16 protein-coding genes are annotated in these 17649 nt (G+C 60.4%); 8 read left to right on the top strand and 8 right to left on the bottom strand.

Features of this window, described 5'->3' with window-relative positions; translation table 11 throughout:
* Position 1 precedes the first annotated feature (1 nt).
* The 5 genes from KUA23_RS11840 to KUA23_RS11820 form a co-directional block, all read right to left on the bottom strand.
* Positions 2 to 595: an acyltransferase gene (locus tag KUA23_RS11840; RefSeq protein ID WP_306428783.1), complete on the bottom strand. Its 594-nt coding sequence runs from the start codon at positions 593 to 595 to the stop codon at positions 2 to 4.
* On the bottom strand, positions 585 to 1886 hold the full coding sequence (locus KUA23_RS11835; RefSeq protein ID WP_252993994.1) for a lipopolysaccharide biosynthesis protein: 1302 nt from the start codon (positions 1884 to 1886) through the stop codon (positions 585 to 587). The genes KUA23_RS11840 and KUA23_RS11835 overlap by 11 nt, the downstream gene beginning before the upstream one ends.
* A gap of 8 nt (positions 1887 to 1894) precedes the next feature.
* A complete protein-coding gene (locus tag KUA23_RS11830; RefSeq protein WP_252993993.1) occupies positions 1895 to 3232 on the bottom strand; it encodes a UDP-glucose dehydrogenase family protein in 1338 nt (445 codons plus the stop codon).
* A 73-nt stretch (positions 3233 to 3305) separates the two neighbouring features.
* The gene (locus KUA23_RS11825) at positions 3306 to 5528 is read right to left on the bottom strand and encodes a polysaccharide biosynthesis tyrosine autokinase (RefSeq protein WP_252993992.1); all 2223 of its coding nucleotides are present in this window, start codon (positions 5526 to 5528) and stop codon (positions 3306 to 3308) included.
* Positions 5529 to 5698: 170 nt separating this feature from the next.
* On the bottom strand, positions 5699 to 6148 hold the full coding sequence (locus KUA23_RS11820; RefSeq protein ID WP_214497569.1) for a low molecular weight protein-tyrosine-phosphatase: 450 nt from the start codon (positions 6146 to 6148) through the stop codon (positions 5699 to 5701).
* Between the two features lie 220 nt (positions 6149 to 6368).
* Here KUA23_RS11820 and KUA23_RS11815 point away from each other — a divergent pair, with 220 nt between their 5' ends.
* Together KUA23_RS11815 and KUA23_RS11810 are read left to right on the top strand one after the other, a co-directional pair.
* Positions 6369 to 6677 carry a phosphomannomutase gene (locus KUA23_RS11815; protein WP_250883603.1) on the top strand — a complete coding sequence of 103 codons (309 nt, stop codon included), beginning with the start codon at positions 6369 to 6371 and terminating at the stop codon, positions 6675 to 6677.
* A complete protein-coding gene (locus tag KUA23_RS11810) occupies positions 6674 to 7006 on the top strand; it encodes a hypothetical protein (RefSeq protein WP_252993991.1) in 333 nt (110 codons plus the stop codon). The genes KUA23_RS11815 and KUA23_RS11810 overlap by 4 nt, the downstream gene beginning before the upstream one ends.
* On the opposite strand, the gene KUA23_RS11805 is transcribed toward KUA23_RS11810, so the two are convergent.
* Positions 6958 to 7614 carry a hypothetical protein gene (locus tag KUA23_RS11805; protein ID WP_252993990.1) on the bottom strand — a complete coding sequence of 219 codons (657 nt, stop codon included), beginning with the start codon at positions 7612 to 7614 and terminating at the stop codon, positions 6958 to 6960. The two genes, KUA23_RS11810 and KUA23_RS11805, sit on opposite strands and share 49 nt — an antisense overlap.
* A 255-nt stretch (positions 7615 to 7869) precedes the next feature.
* Between KUA23_RS11805 and KUA23_RS11800 the strand changes: the two genes are divergently transcribed.
* Positions 7870 to 8952 (top strand): LLM class flavin-dependent oxidoreductase, encoded by a 1083-nt coding sequence (locus KUA23_RS11800; RefSeq protein WP_078048003.1) that lies wholly within the window; start codon positions 7870 to 7872, stop codon positions 8950 to 8952.
* A 966-nt stretch (positions 8953 to 9918) separates the two neighbouring features.
* Here the strand turns inward: KUA23_RS11800 and KUA23_RS11795 are convergent.
* A complete protein-coding gene (locus KUA23_RS11795) occupies positions 9919 to 10713 on the bottom strand; it encodes a class II aldolase/adducin family protein (protein WP_078048002.1) in 795 nt (264 codons plus the stop codon).
* Between the two features lie 233 nt (positions 10714 to 10946).
* A complete protein-coding gene (locus KUA23_RS11790) occupies positions 10947 to 11852 on the bottom strand; it encodes a LysR family transcriptional regulator (RefSeq protein WP_078048001.1) in 906 nt (301 codons plus the stop codon).
* 217 nt (positions 11853 to 12069) lie between these two features.
* Between KUA23_RS11790 and KUA23_RS11785 the strand changes: the two genes are divergently transcribed.
* The 5 genes from KUA23_RS11785 to KUA23_RS11765 all read left to right on the top strand — a co-directional run bounded on the left by KUA23_RS11785 (position 12070) and on the right by KUA23_RS11765 (position 17606).
* The gene (locus KUA23_RS11785) at positions 12070 to 12681 is read left to right on the top strand and encodes a cysteine dioxygenase family protein (protein ID WP_025856214.1); all 612 of its coding nucleotides are present in this window, start codon (positions 12070 to 12072) and stop codon (positions 12679 to 12681) included.
* On the top strand, positions 12678 to 14261 hold the full coding sequence (locus tag KUA23_RS11780; RefSeq protein ID WP_099493808.1) for a rhodanese-related sulfurtransferase: 1584 nt from the start codon (positions 12678 to 12680) through the stop codon (positions 14259 to 14261). Before KUA23_RS11785 ends, KUA23_RS11780 begins: the two co-directional genes overlap by 4 nt.
* A gap of 309 nt (positions 14262 to 14570) precedes the next feature.
* Positions 14571 to 15548 (top strand): ABC transporter substrate-binding protein, encoded by a 978-nt coding sequence (locus KUA23_RS11775; protein WP_099493809.1) that lies wholly within the window; start codon positions 14571 to 14573, stop codon positions 15546 to 15548.
* A 13-nt stretch (positions 15549 to 15561) separates the two neighbouring features.
* On the top strand, positions 15562 to 16926 hold the full coding sequence (locus KUA23_RS11770) for an LLM class flavin-dependent oxidoreductase (RefSeq protein ID WP_099493810.1): 1365 nt from the start codon (positions 15562 to 15564) through the stop codon (positions 16924 to 16926).
* Positions 16923 to 17606 carry a peroxiredoxin-like family protein gene (locus KUA23_RS11765; RefSeq protein WP_078047997.1) on the top strand — a complete coding sequence of 228 codons (684 nt, stop codon included), beginning with the start codon at positions 16923 to 16925 and terminating at the stop codon, positions 17604 to 17606. Before KUA23_RS11770 ends, KUA23_RS11765 begins: the two co-directional genes overlap by 4 nt.
* The last annotated feature ends 43 nt before the right edge of the window (positions 17607 to 17649 follow it).

Here is a 17649-nt window from a genome sequence, read left to right as displayed (position 1 = left end):
CTTATTTACCCATCCAGGCTTCGACGACGGCACTTGAGCGGACCGGGCTGTAGGTAAACGCATGCGCACCACGCGACCTGATGACCCGTGCCGGATTGCCCGCTACCACGCTGTACGGCGCCACATTGCGCCCAACCACACTGCCGGCACCGACGACGGCACCTTCACCGATCGTCACGCCCGGCAGGATGATCGCGTCGGTGGCGACCCAGGCGTAGTCGCCGATCACCACCGGGGCGACTTTCAAGCGCCAGGCAGGATCATCCAGGCCATGGGTACCCGTGAGAATACGCACGCCTTCATTGATCGCCACATGGGCGCCCACACGGACGGCGGCGTGCAATTGGATAAAGGTGCGCTTGCCGATAAAGCTGCCGGTGCCCACGCTGAAACACGCGATGGAGCCTTCGAATTCCACGGCATTGATCATCACCAGCGGAGCCAGGCTGGCCCCCTGTCGGCGCAACGTGCGCTGGCGGCGATCGGCCTTGAGCAAGCGGCCCAGCAACAGCACGCGCTTGGCCAGGTACTTGAGCCCCTCAGGCGTCAGCAGGCTGACTTTCAATCGATGGCGGATCAGGTGATTAATCAGCACGGGCCATCCTCAGTTCAAGACGATGGAAACCGCGCCTGGCAAAGCAGAACAGGACGACTTCGGTGGCCACCAACACATAGCAGACACCGAGCAGGCCATAGTCCGGTGCCAGGTAGAACACCGCCAGACTGCTGGCGACCGATACCAGCATGAACACCACGGCAAACGACGAATAGGATGCGGTGGCCATCAGCGCCACCCAATACACCTGCCAGGCCACGTGGGTCAGCGCACCGATGATCAGCACCAGCATGATGCTGGAGGAATAATCGTCTTTGCGGCCCGACCACACATCAAAGATCGTCCCGCCGAATATCACCATCAGCGCGCCTAGCACACAGGCGATGGGCAGCGAGAACCGCAAGGCATAGCGGATCATTTTGCGGACCAGTTGGTTGTCACCGATGGAGAACGCATATGAAATCTCCGGCCATAGGGATTGGTTCACCACGGTCGAGAACTGCACCAACACCCTGGAAATCGTGCGGTACAAACCGAATATCGCCGCGTGCGCCGGAGACAGCAGCACCGACAACAGAATGATCAGCCCCTGCACGTTCAACGCCAGGCCAATCGGAAAGGCCAGCGAAGCCAGTGACGGTTTGATCAACGTCACAAATGCCCGCCTGCCGATCGCAGAAACGTTGAAACACAAGGCAATCCCCAACCGGTTGGCGATCAGGTTCTTGCTGACGATGCCCGTCGCGCGCACGGCCAACAGCACCAGGCTGGTGGCGACCAGGCTGTGGCTCAGGTAAGCGCACAGCAACGCAGCCGACCATTCCAGCATGCGGATGACGTTCATGATGAATGCCGACAACGGCAAGGCCTTATTGGCCCGGTAGCGGATCGAAATCATGTTGGTAAACAGGCAAAGCAGCGAGTAGCCGGTCAACGCCGAGAGAATCAGCACCCCGTCGCCGCTCTTGATCGACTGGAGGTTGAGCAAGCTGAACAGGTCAAACAACGCCAGGGCGCCCAGGGTCAGCAACAGCACACTGAGTCCCGCCAGGGATAGAAACGCAAAGCTGGTGCTGTACACCGCACTCGCGACCTGCAACCGTCCGCGCTCGTGCCAGATCACGACCTTGCTCGATGCCGCCGTGGTCACACCCAGGTCAGACAGCGCCAGGTAGGTCGGAATCGCAGACAGCACCACCCATTCGCTGTAGGCGCCAAAGCCCCAACTGGCAATCAGCACCGGCACACTCACCACCTGGATCAGCAGGTTTACCACCTGGCCAAACGAATTGGCGCCAATGCCGCTGACGATTCTTTTAAGCACACTCATGGGAAGACCTATACCGGGTTGAGAGGTCGCCCAACGGATACGTAGTGAATACCTTTCTTCTGCACACTGACGGGGTCGAACAGGTTGCGTCCGTCAAAGATCAGCGGTTGCTTGAGCTGCTGTTTGATCACCGTGAAGTCCGGTGCCTTGAAGACCTGCCACTCCGTGACGATCAGCAAGGCATCGGCGCCTTTCAGGCAGGCTTCCTTGGTACCGCACAGGCGCAGGTCTTCGCGGTCGCCATAGAGACGCTGGGTTTCTTCCATCGATTCCGGATCAAAGGCCTGCACGTTTGCCCCGGCACGCCACAAGGCCTCCATCAACACGCGGCTAGGGGCTTCGCGCATGTCATCGGTATTGGGTTTGAAACTGAGCCCCCAGAGCGCGAAAGTCTTGCCCGCCAGTTGCGCGTTGAAGTGCGCGGACAGTTTGTTGAATAGGCTGTTTTTCTGTTCGGCATTGCGTCGCTCCACGGCCTTGAGCAGCGTGGCATCGAAGTCGAGGGTCTCGGCGGTCTGGATCAAGGCCTGGACATCCTTGGGGAAACACGACCCGCCATACCCCACGCCTGCGTACAGAAAGTGATAGCCGATACGCGGGTCGGACCCGATGCCCTGACGCACCATCTCGATGTCGGCCCCCAGTCTCTCGGCCAGGTTGGCCATTTCGTTCATGAAGCTGATCTTGGTGGCGAGCAGGCAATTGGCAGCATATTTGGTCAACTCGGCGCTGCGCACATCCATCACGATGATTTTTTCGTGGTTGCGGTTGAACGGCGCGTAAAGCTCGCGCATCACCGCCTCCGCATGCCGGCTGGCGGTGCCGATGACAATGCGGTCCGGCCGGATGCAATCAGCCACCGCAGAGCCTTCCTTGAGAAACTCCGGGTTGGACACCATGTCGAAGGCCAGGTCGGTGCGCTCACGCAGCGCGAGCATGGCAGCCACCCGTGCACTGACCTTGTCGGCGGTGCCCACGGGAACGGTGGATTTGTCGATGATGGTCAGCGGGGCCAGCATGTGCTGTCCAATGGTCTCGGCCACCGCCAGCACGTACTTCAAGTCGGCCGAGCCGTCTTCATCTGGCGGTGTCCCCACCGCGATAAACTGCACTTCACCATGCTTGACTGCAGCCACGGCGTCGGTGGTGAAATTCAAGCGGCCGGCCGCATGATTTTCCCTGACAAGAGCTTCCAGGCCTGGCTCGTAGATCGGGATATGCCCCTGTTTGAGACGCTCAACCCGCTGCGCATCAATATCGACACACAGCACATCGTGGCCGACTTCGGCAAGAACGGCGCCCTGGACCAGCCCTACATAACCAATGCCAAAAACTGTGACTTTCATAGCGTTTCTCGTTGAACCTGCGGCCAGTGGTAGACGTGCTGCGCGTTGGACTTCAAATGCCTGGCGTCCAGGATCAAACGCTGTCTGACGTGTACTCGTAGTGGTAATAGCTGTAGGCGCCGTATCCGTATTTGGCGGATGAGCGCTTCTCGATACCGTTGAAAATCGCGCCTTTGAGTTCAATGCCGTTCTGTTGATAGCGACGCATCGTCAGCTCCACCTCGCGCACAGAGTTCAATTCGAAACGGGCCACGATCAGATTGGTGCCGGACTGGCGCCCGACGATGGTTGCATCGGTGACCGCCAGAAATGGCGGTGTATCCAGAATCACCAGGTCGTACAGCGCGCTGACCTGGTCCAGGAATTCGCTGAAGTTGGCGTGCATCAGCAGTTCCGATGGGTTCGGCGGGATCCGCCCACGGCTGAGGACGTGAAGGTTCTCGACCTCCGTGGTATGGATCGCTGTGCCGAGCTCGCAGTGTTTGGCGAGCAGGTCGGAAAGACCGTTTTCTGCCGCAACACCAAAGACTTTGTGCAAGTAACCCTTGCGCATGTCCACGTCCACCAACAACACACGCTGCCCCGAATGCGCGACCACAGCGGCCAGGTTCGCCGAGACGAATGTCTTGCCCACCTGCGGGCTCGGCCCGGAGATCATCAAGCGGTTGTTGCCCGCTTCCAACATGGCGAAATGCAGACTCGTGCGCAGGCTGCGCAGCCCTTCAATGGCCAGGTCCGTTGGGTTGCTGAGGGCCAGCAACTGTGTGGAGCCCACCTTGTTGCTGCGAAAGAGCTTCTGGTCCATGTCCTTCTGGATGGCACTGAACGGAATGGCCGCATACACCGGCAAGCCGAGTTTTTCCAACTCGTTGGGGTTGGACACGCCCCGATTGAGCGCCTTGCGAAACAGCACCAGCGCGACTGCCACAAAGGCACCGAGCAGCGTGGCGATCACAACAATCAACGCTTTCTGCGGCCTGACCGGGTTCCTCAGGTCGACATCGGCGGTATCGATCAAGCGCACGTTACCGACCGTGCCGGCGCGCATCACGTCCAACTCCTGATACTTGTTGAGCAGTTGCGTGTAGATCTCGGTGCTGACTTTCAGGTCGCGCGTCAGGCTCAACAACTCTTGCTGGGTGGTCGGCAGGCTTTCGACCTTCTTGGCCAGCTCGCTCTGGCGGGCCGTGAGTTCTGCCAGTTGCGTCAGGAGCGCGCGGTACACCGGGTGCTGGGGGGTGAACTTTCGCTCGATCTCGGCCTGCTGCATCTTGAGCTCGGAAATGCTCGCATCCAGCGCCACGATCTGGTCAAGAATGGCCTTGGCCTCAAGGCTGATGTCGATGGTTTTGTTGCGGATCTGAAACTGGTTCAGCGCCGTCTCAGCCTGCTCGACATCCTTGCGCACCTGGGGCAATTGGTCTTTGAGGAACGCCAGGCTCTGGGCCGCCTCGGCGGAGGTGCGCTCAATGTTCTGGCGTACATAGATACGGGCGACCTCATTGAGTACCTGAATGGCCGCCTCGGGCCGCGTGCTTTCCAGCGCCAGGCCAATGATCCCCGACTCCTTGCCGCGCTCCGCCACATCCAGCAGCTTCTGATAGCGCAGAATGCTGGTGAGGCGTGGCCAACGCACAACGCTGAATTGCGCGCCAGGGTTGGCATCCAGCGTTTCGACCTGCAGCTGGAGGCCACTGCTTTCATAGAAGCGACCCACCTGCCCCGTCAGCAAAACGTTTTGGTCCTGGTCCGACAGGGTAAAGGTGCTGCCACTACCGGCAGTCAAGGTCAGTTCCTGGCCCAGCAAGTCGGCCGGAAGGCGTAACCGCGAAAACGTCAGGGCCTCGCCACCCCAACCGTAACTGTCGAGGCCGAGCCAGGGGCTCGCCACCTCATGGGCCCGCGTCGGCTTGAAGCGACGCGCCATGAAATCACCGATCAACGGGAAGCGCCTGGGCTTCACCTCAAGATCCAAGTTCAGGTTATCGACGGCAGTGCCAACGGTGATCCGTGAGCGGATCAACTCGACCTCCGTGACCGTGGGCGACTCCTTGCCGAGCAGACTGCCGACATCGGAGAAGCCGAGCATGTCGCCTTTTTTCGGTTCGACCTGAATCAGTGCGGTGGCTTGATAGACCGGAGGCGTCAACACGGCATAAGCCACACCCAGCGCCATAAAGACGATACTGATGCCACCGATCAGCCACTTGTGATCGAGCAATGTGCCCAACAACATCATGAAATCCAGATCAGTTTCTTCGCTGTTATGCGACGCTGTTGCGGGTGTTGATTGCATAAGTCAGTTCTTTTTTCCAACCAATAGTCAAGGAATGGCACAGGGTGCAAGACGCCCGGTTCCATGCACGTTTAACGGCTTCACCCAATACCCATACGCTGGCTCGTGGCCGACAACACACGCTTTCACACGGTTAACGCAGAACTTATCAAGTGTGCGACATGACAACTTCAACCCACTTGACCGACCAACTTTTGCGCCCACGCCTGAGCCGCTTGTTCTATTAACGCATAGGCATGAACAAAGGCTGGTTTGCCTTGACGATAAGGGTCCATGATCTCGCGGTTGTATTGCCATTTACCCAGCAGGAACACTTTGCCCCGTGCTTCAGGGGCGAGGCTGAGTACCCCGCCGATATGCCGTTGCTCCATCACTAATACAAGATCCGCGTCACTCACCGCAGCGCTTGTCAGTTGACGTGCCCTGTGTGAAACCGGTGCATGCCCATGCTCTTCCAGCACCTGCAGAGCCGTGGGCTCCAGCGGGCTGTCACGCAATGCGGCCAACCCCGCAGAACTCACTTCTATCGCGGAGTGTGCCAGCGCATTGCGCAATAATTGTTCTGCCGTGGGGCTGCGACAAATATTGCCGACACACACAATCAAAATCCTATTGAACAAGGCAACCTCCCACGCGCCGACTGTATTAACCCGGTAGTAAAAGGGATGACCTTACTTCAAGCAGCGAGGCGATTATGGTCACAACCTCGGCACTTCGACCACCTGCCGAGGCAGACTAAAAATAACAACACCCGGCATAACCGACTAAAAATAACATTCCAATACTTTTGCCCTCCCACAGAATAAAGTGCCGCCTGACCGCAACAACCAAGAGACGGCCATGAACATGTCAAAGTTATTGGTAGAGCGTATTGGCCTATTTCCTTCTTCGGGAAATATTCATGTCGAAGTGAATAACTCGACCCGCGTCGTCGAGCGCATGCAGGTGTTATACCGCGACAATTCCCTGGACAGCGATGAGTCCTGTTCTGGACTGTCGATGGTGTTCGCCGATTGGCGTTTCAAGTTGCAGGTGAGTGATGCACTGTCGGTGTGCCTGTGCGTGGAAAGTCGCGGTGACAGCCAGTTCATGCTGGTCAAGACCGCCGAGTTGCTGGCGAACATCTGCGGCACCGAGAAGCGGCCATGAGCCTGTTGGATGATGTGATACGTAGCTATGCGCTGAGAAAACTCACCGGGATGTTCGAAGGTTTCGCCGAGCCGCCAGTGGGTACGCAATACCGGCGCAATACCCAGGCCATCGGCCGTTGGCTTGAGCAGTTGCACGGCAGCTCACCGCAGCAGATCACCCATACGCTGCTAAAGCAGATGAACGAGGCGCGGCGGCGCGGCGACATGCGGCGTTTCAATGCGCAGACGGTGTTGCTGGAACTGATGGTGGACAGCCACCGGGCGCTGGACCTGGTGACTTACTCGGCCTTTGTGTGTGCCGCATCCAGCCGCCAGGAAGGCGTTTGATGGGCGTGTTCAGCACCCGACAACGTGATCGCGACACGGTTGAGCAGCAACTCGGCGTTGTATTTTGGCACCAGCGCGCAGACCAGTAACACCACCAGTCCGCCGCCGATAAACGAGGGGGACACCTTGATGTCGGCGCGTTCAATTCGCCACAGAAAAGCAATCGCCGCCACCGCGCCCAGCGTCGCACCGGCCAAGGCTTCGTTCAGCGGATGGATGTAAGGCGCGACGCAATAAGCACTGAACCAGGCGCTCGCCAATAACCCTGCCCCGGCTGCCGGCCAACGGAGTACCGGATTGAACTGGCGCGCCAACAGGCTGAGTCCCACGGTCAGCATCAGGCAGGTATTCATGGCATGTCCGCTTAATACGGCAATACCCAAAGGCTCGAACGATAAGCCCCAGCCTTTGAACAGCAACTTGCTGAAGGCAACAATCGAATAGGTCACGCCAACAGTGATTACCCAGGCGCGCAGTGCCCAAGGGTTGGAATACCTCAGCCACACCGCAATGATGATGGCGGCCGGAATCATGACGGTGATACCGCCATAGTGCGCAAGTTCTGCCCGCATACATCCCCAACCTGGCGTGCCCGTTTCGGCGCCCATCAGACCTCAGCGCAGGGGAAAACACAACGTTATCTCCGGTCAGCCTTGGGCAACCCGGCGCCAGCTGAAGGCGATAAAAATGCAAATTACTGATACACCAACAAAGCAAAGATTCGATATTTTAATAATTAGGTTAGAACCAATCGGCATTTTACAGCCCTGCCCCCTGCCCCTATTTTGAACGCGAATAACCGACCCCTTGCCCGGTGGAGGTGACCATCCCGCACAAGATCACGCCCACGATAAGGACAGACCATGAGCATCGAATTCATCGGCTACATCGGCGGCCACCACGCCTCCGAAATCCATCCACGCAGTGGCCCTACCCTGCAACCCGACTACGTCGAGACCGTGGCCCGCGCCCACGAAGATGCCGGCTTCGACCGTGCGCTGGTAGCCTTCCACTCCAACAGCCCGGACAGCACATTGATCGCCTCCCACGCTGCCAGCGTGACCAAAAAGCTGCAATTCCTCATCGCCCACCGACCCGGCTTCACCCAGCCCACCCTGGCTGCCCGCCAGTTCGCTACCCTGGACGTGTTCAACGGTGGACGCACGGCCGTGCACATCATCACCGGCGGCGACGACCGCGAACTGCGCGCCGATGGCAGCCACATCGGCAAGGACGAACGCTACGCCCGCACCGACGAATACCTGAGCGTGGTGCGCCAGGAATGGACCCGCGAACAGCCCTTCGACTTCAAGGGCACCTACTACCAGGTCGAAGGCGCGCACTCCACGGTGAAATCGCCGCAGCAGCCCCATATCCCGCTGTACTTCGGCGGCTCCTCTACAGCGGCGATTGAAGTGGCCGGCAAACACGCTGATGTGTATGCACTGTGGGGCGAAACCTACGAGCAAGTGCGCGAGATCGTGACCCAGGTCCGCGCCGAAGCGGCCAAGCATGGGCGCACGATTCGCTTCAGCCTGTCGCTTCGGCCGATCCTCGCCGAAACCGAAGAACTGGCATGGGCGCGGGCCGACAAGATCCTGCAGCAAGCCACCGAACTGGCCGAGAAAAATGGCTTTGTGCGGCGTGAACCGCCGAATGAAGGCTCACGCCGGTTACTGGCAGCGGCGGCGCAAGGGTCACGTTTGGATAAGCGTTTGTGGACAGGGATCGCGGCGTTACTGGGCGCCCAGGGCAACTCCACCTCGCTGGTCGGCACAGCCGAGCAAGTTGCGCAAGCGCTGCTGGACTACTACGACCTGGGCATCACCACCTTCCTGATCCGTGGCTTTGACCCCCTGAATGATGCCATCGACTACGGCAAGCGTTTGATCCCCCTCACCCGCCAGCTCGTCGCTGAACGCGAGCAAGCCAAACAGGTCGCTTAAGACAAAGCACACCCCATGTAGGAGCTGGCTTGCCGGCGATGGCATCGATTCGGTCTGCCTGATTACAACGGTGCCTGCATCGCCGGCAAGCCAGCTCCTACAAAACCGCGTACCCACCGCGTACCCACAATGCGAAGCGAGCCGCTCTTGCTCTTGCTTTTGCTCTTGCTTTTGCTCTTGCTTTTGCTCTTGCTTTTGCTCTTGCTTTTGCTCTTGCTCTTAGGCGCCCCGTCAAACACGCTGGCCGGAATTCGATAGGGATTTGGGGGGTAAACCGGCAGGGATGCCGGTTTAGCCGCCCCGCGCCATGGATGGCGCGTGGCGGCGGCCCCCCAAATACCTGTCGGATTACGGGCACACCGAGCCTAGGCGAGGTGCCGAGTGTTGGGGCGAAGGCCTTTTGCTTACTTTTGGGCCTTTCCAAAAGTGAGCCGCTGTAAGAGCGGAACCATAAGCGGCCGTTACCTAAATAACGGATATGTACCTGGTCTGATCCAACATTCTGGTCGGCTGTCAGGCCGCCTTCGCGAGCAAGCCCGCTCCCACATTTGGATCGCGGGGCAACAGTCAGAGCGTGGTCGGCTGTTAGGCCGTCTTCGCAGGCAAGCCAGCTCCCACATTTGGATCGTGGGGTGGCAGTTAGATTGCTGTCGGCTGTTAGGCCGTCTTCGCAGGCAAGCCAGCTCCCACATTTTTGAATCGCGGGATGACAGTTAGATTGTGGTCGGCTGTCAGGCCGCCTTCGCAGGCAAGCCAGCTCCCACATTTGGATCGTGGGGTGGCAGTTAGATTGCTGTCGGCTGCCAGGCCGCCTTCGCAGGCAAGCCAGCTCCCACATTTGGATCGTGGGGTGGCAGTTAGATTGCTGTCGGCTGTCAGGCCGTCTTCGCAGGCAAGCCAACTCCCACATTTGGATCGCAGGGCTACAGTTAGACTGTGGTCGACTTCCCACAGGTAACGCCCGACTCAATTCTTGTAGTCGATATCACTGCGCTCCAACTGCCGAATCAACGCATTCCAATGCCGCGCCACGCCCGGCCCTTCCCCACTGGCAAACACCTTGGCCTGCTGCTCAACCTTCTCCACCACCTCCCTCGGCGGAAAGATCAACTCCGCATTCCCCGCCGCCTGCGCCGCCACCTGGATATTGCACGCACGCTCCAACTGCTGCAGTTGCTGAAACGCATGCTCAACACTCACACCCGCCGTCAACAAGCCATGGTTGCGCAAGATCATCACACTCTTGTCACCCAAGTCCGCAACCAGCCGCTCACGCTCGTCCAGGTCCAGGGCCACGCCTTCATACCCGTGGTACGCCACCCGCCCGGAGAAGCCAATGGAATGCTGGGAGATCGGCAGCAGGCCGTCTTTTTGCGCCGACACCGCAATGCCGTCACGTGTGTGGGTGTGCAACACCGCTTGCAGGTCGTGGCGCGCGCCGTGGATGGCGCTGTGGATCACGTAGCCGGCGTAGTTAATACCCAGGCCAGTGGGATCGTCGACGATGGTGCCGTCGAGGTCGACCTTGACCAGGTTGGACGCGCTGATTTCATCGAACAGCAGCCCAAAGGCATTGATCAGGAAATGCTCCTCCGGGCCTGGCACGCGGGCGGAGAAGTGGGTGTAGATGTGATCGGTCCACTTGTACAAGGCCGCCAGGCGATAGGCGGCGGCCAATTTGACGCGCACTTCCCATTCTTCCGGAGTGACGCGTTGGCGAACGTTGTTGGAAACACTGGAAATCGAGGTGACGCTGCTCATGGCAAAACTTCCTGGATGGCCTTAAGGACTTCCAGGCAAGCCTATGGGATGCAAAAAGATAATAAAAAGCACATTTTAATCTAAGCTAATTATTATTTTTTTTCATAACCACCACAGCACCGCATTCGCCTGTAGGAGTCCGGTTTGCCGGCGATGGCGCCCTTGAGCCCTGCACGTATCTCGGGGGCCTCATCGCCGGCAAGCCGGCGCCTACAAAGAGAGGGAATCCAGAGTCAGGCGGCGTTGCGGATCTTGTGCAGGGAGTTCGCGACCAGCTTGCCAAATGCATCCACCGGCCCTTGCAGGTTGCCCAGGAAGTGCGGGTAGATCAGCCACAGGTCCATCACCGGCTTGAAGTCCTTGAGCGGCATCACCGCCAAGTGCTCGCGGTGGGCGCTGCGCTCCAGTAACGGCCGTGGCACCAGGCCCAGGCCCAGGCCGTCCGCCACCAGGCCCAATTGCAACTCGGTGCCGAAGGTTTCCAGGTTCACCCGCAGGGCCAGGCCCTGATCGGACAAAGTCCGCTGCAAGCCCGCACGGAAGCCGCAACCATCCGGGTTGAGGATCCAACCGTTCTGGTACACATCCGCCAGCTTGCACGGCTTCTTCGGCAACTGCGCCTTGGCGCACACCACCACCAGTTCCATCTTGCCGATGGACTCACCGACGATGTTGTCCGGGAAGATCTTGCCCGCCGGGAACAACGCCGCCGCTGCATCCAGCTCGCCGCGCTCGATCTTGCCGACCAATTGGCTGCCCCAGCCGGTGGCGACCTGGGCCCGCAGCTCGGGGTATTCGGTGCGCAAGTGCTTGAGCGCGTCCAGCAGCACCACATCGCCGATGGTCTGCGGCACGCCCAGGCGCAGCAGGCCGGTGGGCGGTGCGTCGGTGGCCACCAGCTCGCGCAGGGCATCCATCTCGCGCAGGATCAGCCGGCACTGTTCGTAGACACGGGTGCCGATCAGCGTAGGCTTGAGGGGCTTGGTATTGCGGTCGAACAGCTCCACACCCAGCGCCTGCTCGAAGTTCTGCACGCGGCGGGTGATGGCCGGCTGGGTCAGTTGCAACGACTCGGCGGCATGGCTGATGGACTGGCAACGAATCACTTCGACAAAGGCATCGATATCGTCAATTTTCATTTGGGCCGCACATAGAGAACAGTCATTAAGATGTGTGTGAAGCATAGTTGCACGAACGCGGCCTGGATAGCCCGCGCTGTAATCGATAACGTCTAACGCTATTCAGACCGGTTCTAAATTACCTTCGGCTATAAGCTAATCATTAAAAAATAGCATATTAAATATAAACATTATGCTTAGATAAACCCATCACCACCGACCACACGATGGAATTGTCATGACCCAGGCCCGACACCCCGAGAGACTCAGAGCCTTCATAGGCGCCCTGGCGGAATTGATCGACGGCAATCCACGCGAAGGCGACCTGCTGCACCGTGGCGGCAAGCTACTGGCACAGTTGGTCAGCCATGATGACTGGCTCCCCGATGAATACGCCCAACCCGACCCCGAGCGCTACCAGCAGTTCTTGCTGCATGCCGATTCGCGCCAGCGCTTCAGCATCGTCAGTTTTGTGTGGGGGCCGGGGCAAAGCACACCGATCCACGACCACCGGGTATGGGGACTGATTGGGATGTTACGCGGCTCAGAGTTCTCCCAAGGGTTCGAACGCGCCCCCGACGGCAGCCTGATTGCCGAAGGCAAGCCGATCCAGTTGGTGCCGGGTCAGGTGGAAGCCGTGTCGCCCAAGGTCGGTGACATCCATCAGGTGAGCAATGCCCACAGCGACCAGGTGTCCATCAGCATCCATGTGTACGGCGCCAATATCGGTGCGGTGCGCCGCGCGGTGTACCAGCCCGACGGCAGCGAGAAACTGTTTATCTCCGGTTATTCCAACGCCTTCCTCCCGAACATCTGGGATTTGTCCAAAGAAAAGAGCCCTGCCCTATGACCACCGTATCCACCCGCAGCTTCGCCCAGATTCGCCAGGCCTTGTTGGACCATGCAGAAGTCGCCCTGGTCGACGTGCGTGAAGAGGCGCCCTTCGCCGAGTCCCACCCGCTGTTTGCCGCGAATATCCCGTTGTCCAAGCTGGAACTGGAGGTGTATTCGCGCATTCCACGGCGCGATACCCAAGTCACCGTCTACGACAACGGCGAAGGCTTGGCGGCCCGTGCGGCCGAGCGCTTGGCTGCGCTGGGCTACACCGAGGTCAGCCTGCTCGAAGGTGGCCTTGAAGGATGGCGCAAGGCCGGTGGCGAGTTGTTCATCGACGTCAACGTACCGAGCAAGGCGTTTGGCGAACTGGTGGAAAGCGAGCGGCACACGCCATCCCTGGCCGCCGAAGAAGTCCAGGCCCTGCTCGACAGCCAGGCCGATGTAGTGGTGCTCGATGCGCGGCGTTTCGACGAATACCAGACCATGAGCATTCCCACCGGCATCAGCGTGCCGGGGGCCGAACTGGTGTTGCGCGCCCGCGAACTGGCGCCGGACCCGGCCACCCGCATCATCGTCAACTGCGCCGGGCGCACCCGCAGCATTATCGGCACCCAGTCGCTGATCAATGCCGGCGTGGCCAACCCGGTCTCGGCCCTGCGCAACGGCACCATCGGCTGGACCCTGGCCGGGCAGAAACTTGCCCATGGCCAAGCGCGGCGCTTTGCACCGACCTCGGAAGAACACCGCCAGGTCGCCGCCGTGGATGCGCGTCGCGTCGCCGACAAGGCTCGCGTGGGCCGTGCCACCCTGGCCGACCTGCAGGCCTGGCAGCAGGAAAAAACCCGCACCACCTACCTGTTCGATGTGCGCACTCCGGAAGAATTCGAAGCCGGCCACCTGCCCGGCGCGCGCTCCACACCGGGCGGGCAACTGGTGCAGGAAACCGACCATGTCGCCAGCGTGCGCGGGGCACGGCTGGTGTTGGCGGACGACGACGGCGTGCGCGCGAACATGTCCGCCTCCTGGCTGGCTCAACTAGGCTGGGAAGTGCATGTGCTGGATGACCTGCAACCGGCGCACTTTACCGAGCAAGGTGCCTGGGTCGCGCCGGTGCCGACACCGCCCCAGGCCGAACTGATCAGCCCCCATACCCTCGCCGAATGGCAGGCCCATGGCGATACCGTGGTGCTGGACTTCACTGCCAGCGCCAATTACGTGAAGCGCCATATCCCCGGTGCCTGGTGGGCGCTGCGTGCGCAACTGCCCCAAGCCCTGGCCAAGGTGCCCGCCGCCCAGCGCTACGTGCTGACCTGCGGCAGCAGCCAACTGGCGCGCCTGGCGGTGGCCGAAGTCGAAGCCATCACCGGCAAGCAAGTGTTTCTGCTGCAGGACGGCACTGCCGGCTGGATCAACGCGCAGTTACCGTTGGAAGAAGGTGAAACCCACCTGGCTTCGCCGCGCATCGACCGCTACCGTCGCCCGTACGAAGGCACCGACAATCCCAAGGAAGCCATGCAGGCCTATCTGGATTGGGAATTCGGCCTGGTCGACCAATTGGCCCGCGACGGCACCCACGGTTTCTATGTGATCTGACTCACCCACCTGCCTGCGCCCGCGCCGGGTGCAGGCCCACTCCGACAAGGGATCTGCACAGCCGCCCTGAGCCTGTTCGCAGTGAGCATTGGCGCATGGATGGCCTCTTTGCCTTGGGCGGCGGCGCCCCATTCAAATGCAATTACAGAATAATCAATTCATAGATCATCAAATATTTTAATAATTAACATATAACCAAAAAGAACTTCACAGCGAGTTTTTATGGGCATAACGTTAACCCACTCACCGACCCCTTCTCCAGGCGGAGGTAACCGAACCCCATTTTGATCTGCCTGGAGCCTGCATCCCATGGTCTTTACCACCCCTTTCAAACGCCTGCTCCTGGGCACCGCTCTCGCCCTTGGCCTGACTGGCGGGGCCCACGCCGCCGACTTGCAACCGCTGCGGGTGGCCAACCAGAAATCTACAATCAAGGCGCTGCTGGAAGTCTCCGGCGAAACCAAAAACGTGCCCTACGAAATCCAGTGGTCGGAATTCCCCTCCGCCTCGCCCTTGGGTGAAGCGCTGAATGCCGGCGCCGTGGACATCGGTGCCCTGGGGGATGCGCCCTACGTGTTTGCCCTCGGTGCCGGCGCATCGCTCAAGGTGGTCAGCATCATTCACGCCGAGGGGCGCAACACCACCGCGCTGCTGGTGCCCAAAGACTCGCCGATCAAGACCGTCGCCGACCTCAAGGGCAAGAAAATCGTCACCGGCCGCGGCTCCATCGGCCATTACCTGGCGATCAAGGCCCTGGCCACGGCCGGCCTGACCACCAAGGACGTGCAGTTCATTTTCCTGCTGCCAAGCGAGTCGCGCCTGGTGCTGGATAACGGCACCGTCGACGCCTGGGCCACCTGGGACCCGTACACCACGGTGGTCACCTCACAAAGCCAGGCCCGCGTGCTGATCAGCGGCAACACGCTGCTGAGCAACCACCTCTACCTCGCCGCCACCCGCCAGGCCATTGCCGACAAGCGCCCGCAACTGGACGACTTTGTCGCCCGCGTCGACCGCGCCTACGCCTGGGCCAACACACACCCCAACGAATACGCAGCCGCCCAGGCCAAGATCACCGGCCTGCCGCTGCAAGTGCACGAGGAAGTGGCCAAGGACACCCACTTGACCCCGGTCGCCATCGACGACTCGGTGATCAGCGGCCTGCAAGTAACCGCCGACACCTACCAAAAGGAAGGCCTGCTGACCCGGCACATCGACGTGTCACAGGGCTTCGACAAGAGCTTCAACGCCAAGCGTGTCCAACTTTCCCAGCAAGCCTCGCGCTAACCAGGAGCAGAACATGAGCAAGCCACAGCAAGCAAAACCCCGCCATTTGAAACTGGGCGCCATGGTCCACGGCGTCGGCCACGGCTGGGGCGAATGGCGCCACCCGAACGCCCAACCGAATGCCAGCACCAGCTTCGGGTTCTACAAGCAGCAGACTGAATTGGCCGAAGCCGCTAAGTTCGACTTCGTGTTCATCGCCGACAGCCTGCACATTCATGCCAAGTCCAGCCCGCACTACCTCAACCGATTCGAGCCACTGACCATCCTGTCCGCACTCGCGGCGATCACCACGAATATTGGTTTGGTCGCCACCGTGACCGTCAGCTACACCGAGCCCTACCAAGTGGCGCGCCAATTCGCATCCCTGGACCATATCAGCGGTGGCCGTGCCGGTTGGAACGTCGTCACCTCGTGGCTGAGCGGCACCGCCGACAACTTCAGCAAGGCCGAGCACCCGCCCCACGCCGTGCGTTATCGCATCGCCAAGGAACACGTGAGCACCGTCCAGGGCCTGTGGGATTCGTGGGAAGACGATGCCTTTACCTACGACAAACAGTCAGGCGAGTTTTTCGCCCCGGGCAAGCTGCATGCACTCAACCACAAGGGCGATTTCTTCTCGGTGAAAGGCCCGCTGAACATCGCGCGTTCGCGCCAGGGCCAACCGGTGATTTTCCAGGCCGGCACCTCGGAGGACGGGCGCAACTTTGCCGCGCAGAACTCCGATGCGATCTTTGTGCACGTGGACAGCCTCGAAGAAGGCCTGGCCTATTCCCAGGACCTGAAACGCCGCGCCAAAGGCTTTGGCCGTGACCCGCACAGCCTGTCGATCCTGCCGGGCATTCGCCCGATTGTCGGCCGCGACCAGGCCGAAGTGGAAAGCCGCTATCAGCAGGCCGTAGAGCTGGTCACCGTGGAAGATGCCATCGTCGCCCTCGGCCGTCCGTTCAACGATCACGACTTCAGCCAATACCCACTGGACGAGCCTTTCCCGGAGCTGGGTGACCTCGGTTCCAATAGCCAGAAAGGCGGCTCCGACCGCATCAAGCAGCTGGCCAGGGACGAAGGCCTGACCCTGCGTGAAGTGGCCTTGCGGTTCTCGCGGCCAAAACGTGATTTCGTCGGCACCCCGGAGCAAGTCGCCGACGCGATCCAGACCTGGTTCGAGACCGGCGCCAGCGATGGTTTCATCATCAACTCGGTGCTGCCGGATGGCTTGCAGTACTTCACCGAACTGGTGGTGCCGGTGCTGCAACAGCGCGGCTTGTTCCGCACTGAATACAGCGGCCATACCCTGCGCGACAACCTCGGCCTGGACGTTCCGGCCAACCGCTACAGTGTCGCCGCCCAGGTTGAAGAAAAACAGGAGGCGCTGGCATGAGTGAATCCCTCAACCGGCAGTTGGCCGAACTGCACGCCGAGCGTGTCGCCACCTGGGCGCCGGCAGCGCTGCAGGTCAATATCGACCAACGCCAGCGTCTGGTGGCTCAAGCGCGGCCAGATGACTACGTGCAGGTCGGCGATGAACTCGACCCGTTCACCCTGCTGAATGTGGAAGGCGGTGAACTCAATCGCGAGCTGCTGCTGGCGGACGGTCCGGCGGTGCTGATTTTCTTCCGGTTTGCCGGCTGCCCGGCGTGCAACATCGCCCTGCCCTATTACGAACGCCAACTCTACCCACGCCTGCGCGAACTCGGGGTGCCTCTGGTGGCGGTAAGCCCGCAAGTGCCTGAACGCCTGGTGGAGATCAAGACCCGCCACACCCTGCAACTGCTGGTGGCCAGTGACCCCGATAACAACCTCGGGCGCCGCCTGGGCATTCTCTACAGCTTCGACGAAGCGTCGCGCAATGCCGCGTTGGCCAAGGGCAATCACATCGGTGAAACCACCGGCACCGGCACCTGGGAATTGCCGCAACCGACGGTGGTGGTGATTGCCAGGGACGGCACGGTGGCGTTTGTGCAAGTGAGCCCGGATTGGTTGGTGCGCACCGAAGCGGAGCCGGTGTTGCAGGTGGTGGAGCAACTGCTGGGCCAACAGCCCGTAAGACTGGCCATCTAAACGCCTATCCCCTGTAGGAGCCGGCTTGCCGGCTCCTACAGAG

The organism is Pseudomonas pergaminensis (assembly GCF_024112395.2).
Classification (GTDB): Bacteria; Pseudomonadota; Gammaproteobacteria; order Pseudomonadales; family Pseudomonadaceae; genus Aquipseudomonas; species Aquipseudomonas pergaminensis.
Note: the sequence above shows the minus strand (reverse complement) of the source record. Positions and strands in the feature narration are given on the sequence as shown.

What these genes read in the sequence shown, in the direction of transcription:
- KUA23_RS11835 (WP_252993994.1), bottom strand. Translation starts at nt 1,886, where the DNA reads ATGAGTGTGCTTAAAAGAATCGTCAGCGGCATTGGCGCCAATTCGTTT.
- KUA23_RS11830 (WP_252993993.1), bottom strand. Translation starts at nt 3,232, where the DNA reads ATGAAAGTCACAGTTTTTGGCATTGGTTATGTAGGGCTGGTCCAGGGC.
- KUA23_RS11825 (WP_252993992.1), bottom strand. Translation starts at nt 5,528, where the DNA reads ATGCAATCAACACCCGCAACAGCGTCGCATAACAGCGAAGAAACTGAT.
- KUA23_RS11815 (WP_250883603.1), top strand. Translation starts at nt 6,369, where the DNA reads ATGAACATGTCAAAGTTATTGGTAGAGCGTATTGGCCTATTTCCTTCT.
- KUA23_RS11810 (WP_252993991.1), top strand. Translation starts at nt 6,674, where the DNA reads ATGAGCCTGTTGGATGATGTGATACGTAGCTATGCGCTGAGAAAACTC.
- KUA23_RS11805 (WP_252993990.1), bottom strand. Translation starts at nt 7,614, where the DNA reads ATGGGCGCCGAAACGGGCACGCCAGGTTGGGGATGTATGCGGGCAGAA.
- KUA23_RS11800 (WP_078048003.1), top strand. Translation starts at nt 7,870, where the DNA reads ATGAGCATCGAATTCATCGGCTACATCGGCGGCCACCACGCCTCCGAA.
- KUA23_RS11795 (WP_078048002.1), bottom strand. Translation starts at nt 10,713, where the DNA reads ATGAGCAGCGTCACCTCGATTTCCAGTGTTTCCAACAACGTTCGCCAA.
- KUA23_RS11790 (WP_078048001.1), bottom strand. Translation starts at nt 11,852, where the DNA reads ATGAAAATTGACGATATCGATGCCTTTGTCGAAGTGATTCGTTGCCAG.
- KUA23_RS11785 (WP_025856214.1), top strand. Translation starts at nt 12,070, where the DNA reads ATGACCCAGGCCCGACACCCCGAGAGACTCAGAGCCTTCATAGGCGCC.
- KUA23_RS11780 (WP_099493808.1), top strand. Translation starts at nt 12,678, where the DNA reads ATGACCACCGTATCCACCCGCAGCTTCGCCCAGATTCGCCAGGCCTTG.
- KUA23_RS11775 (WP_099493809.1), top strand. Translation starts at nt 14,571, where the DNA reads ATGGTCTTTACCACCCCTTTCAAACGCCTGCTCCTGGGCACCGCTCTC.
- KUA23_RS11770 (WP_099493810.1), top strand. Translation starts at nt 15,562, where the DNA reads ATGAGCAAGCCACAGCAAGCAAAACCCCGCCATTTGAAACTGGGCGCC.
- KUA23_RS11765 (WP_078047997.1), top strand. Translation starts at nt 16,923, where the DNA reads ATGAGTGAATCCCTCAACCGGCAGTTGGCCGAACTGCACGCCGAGCGT.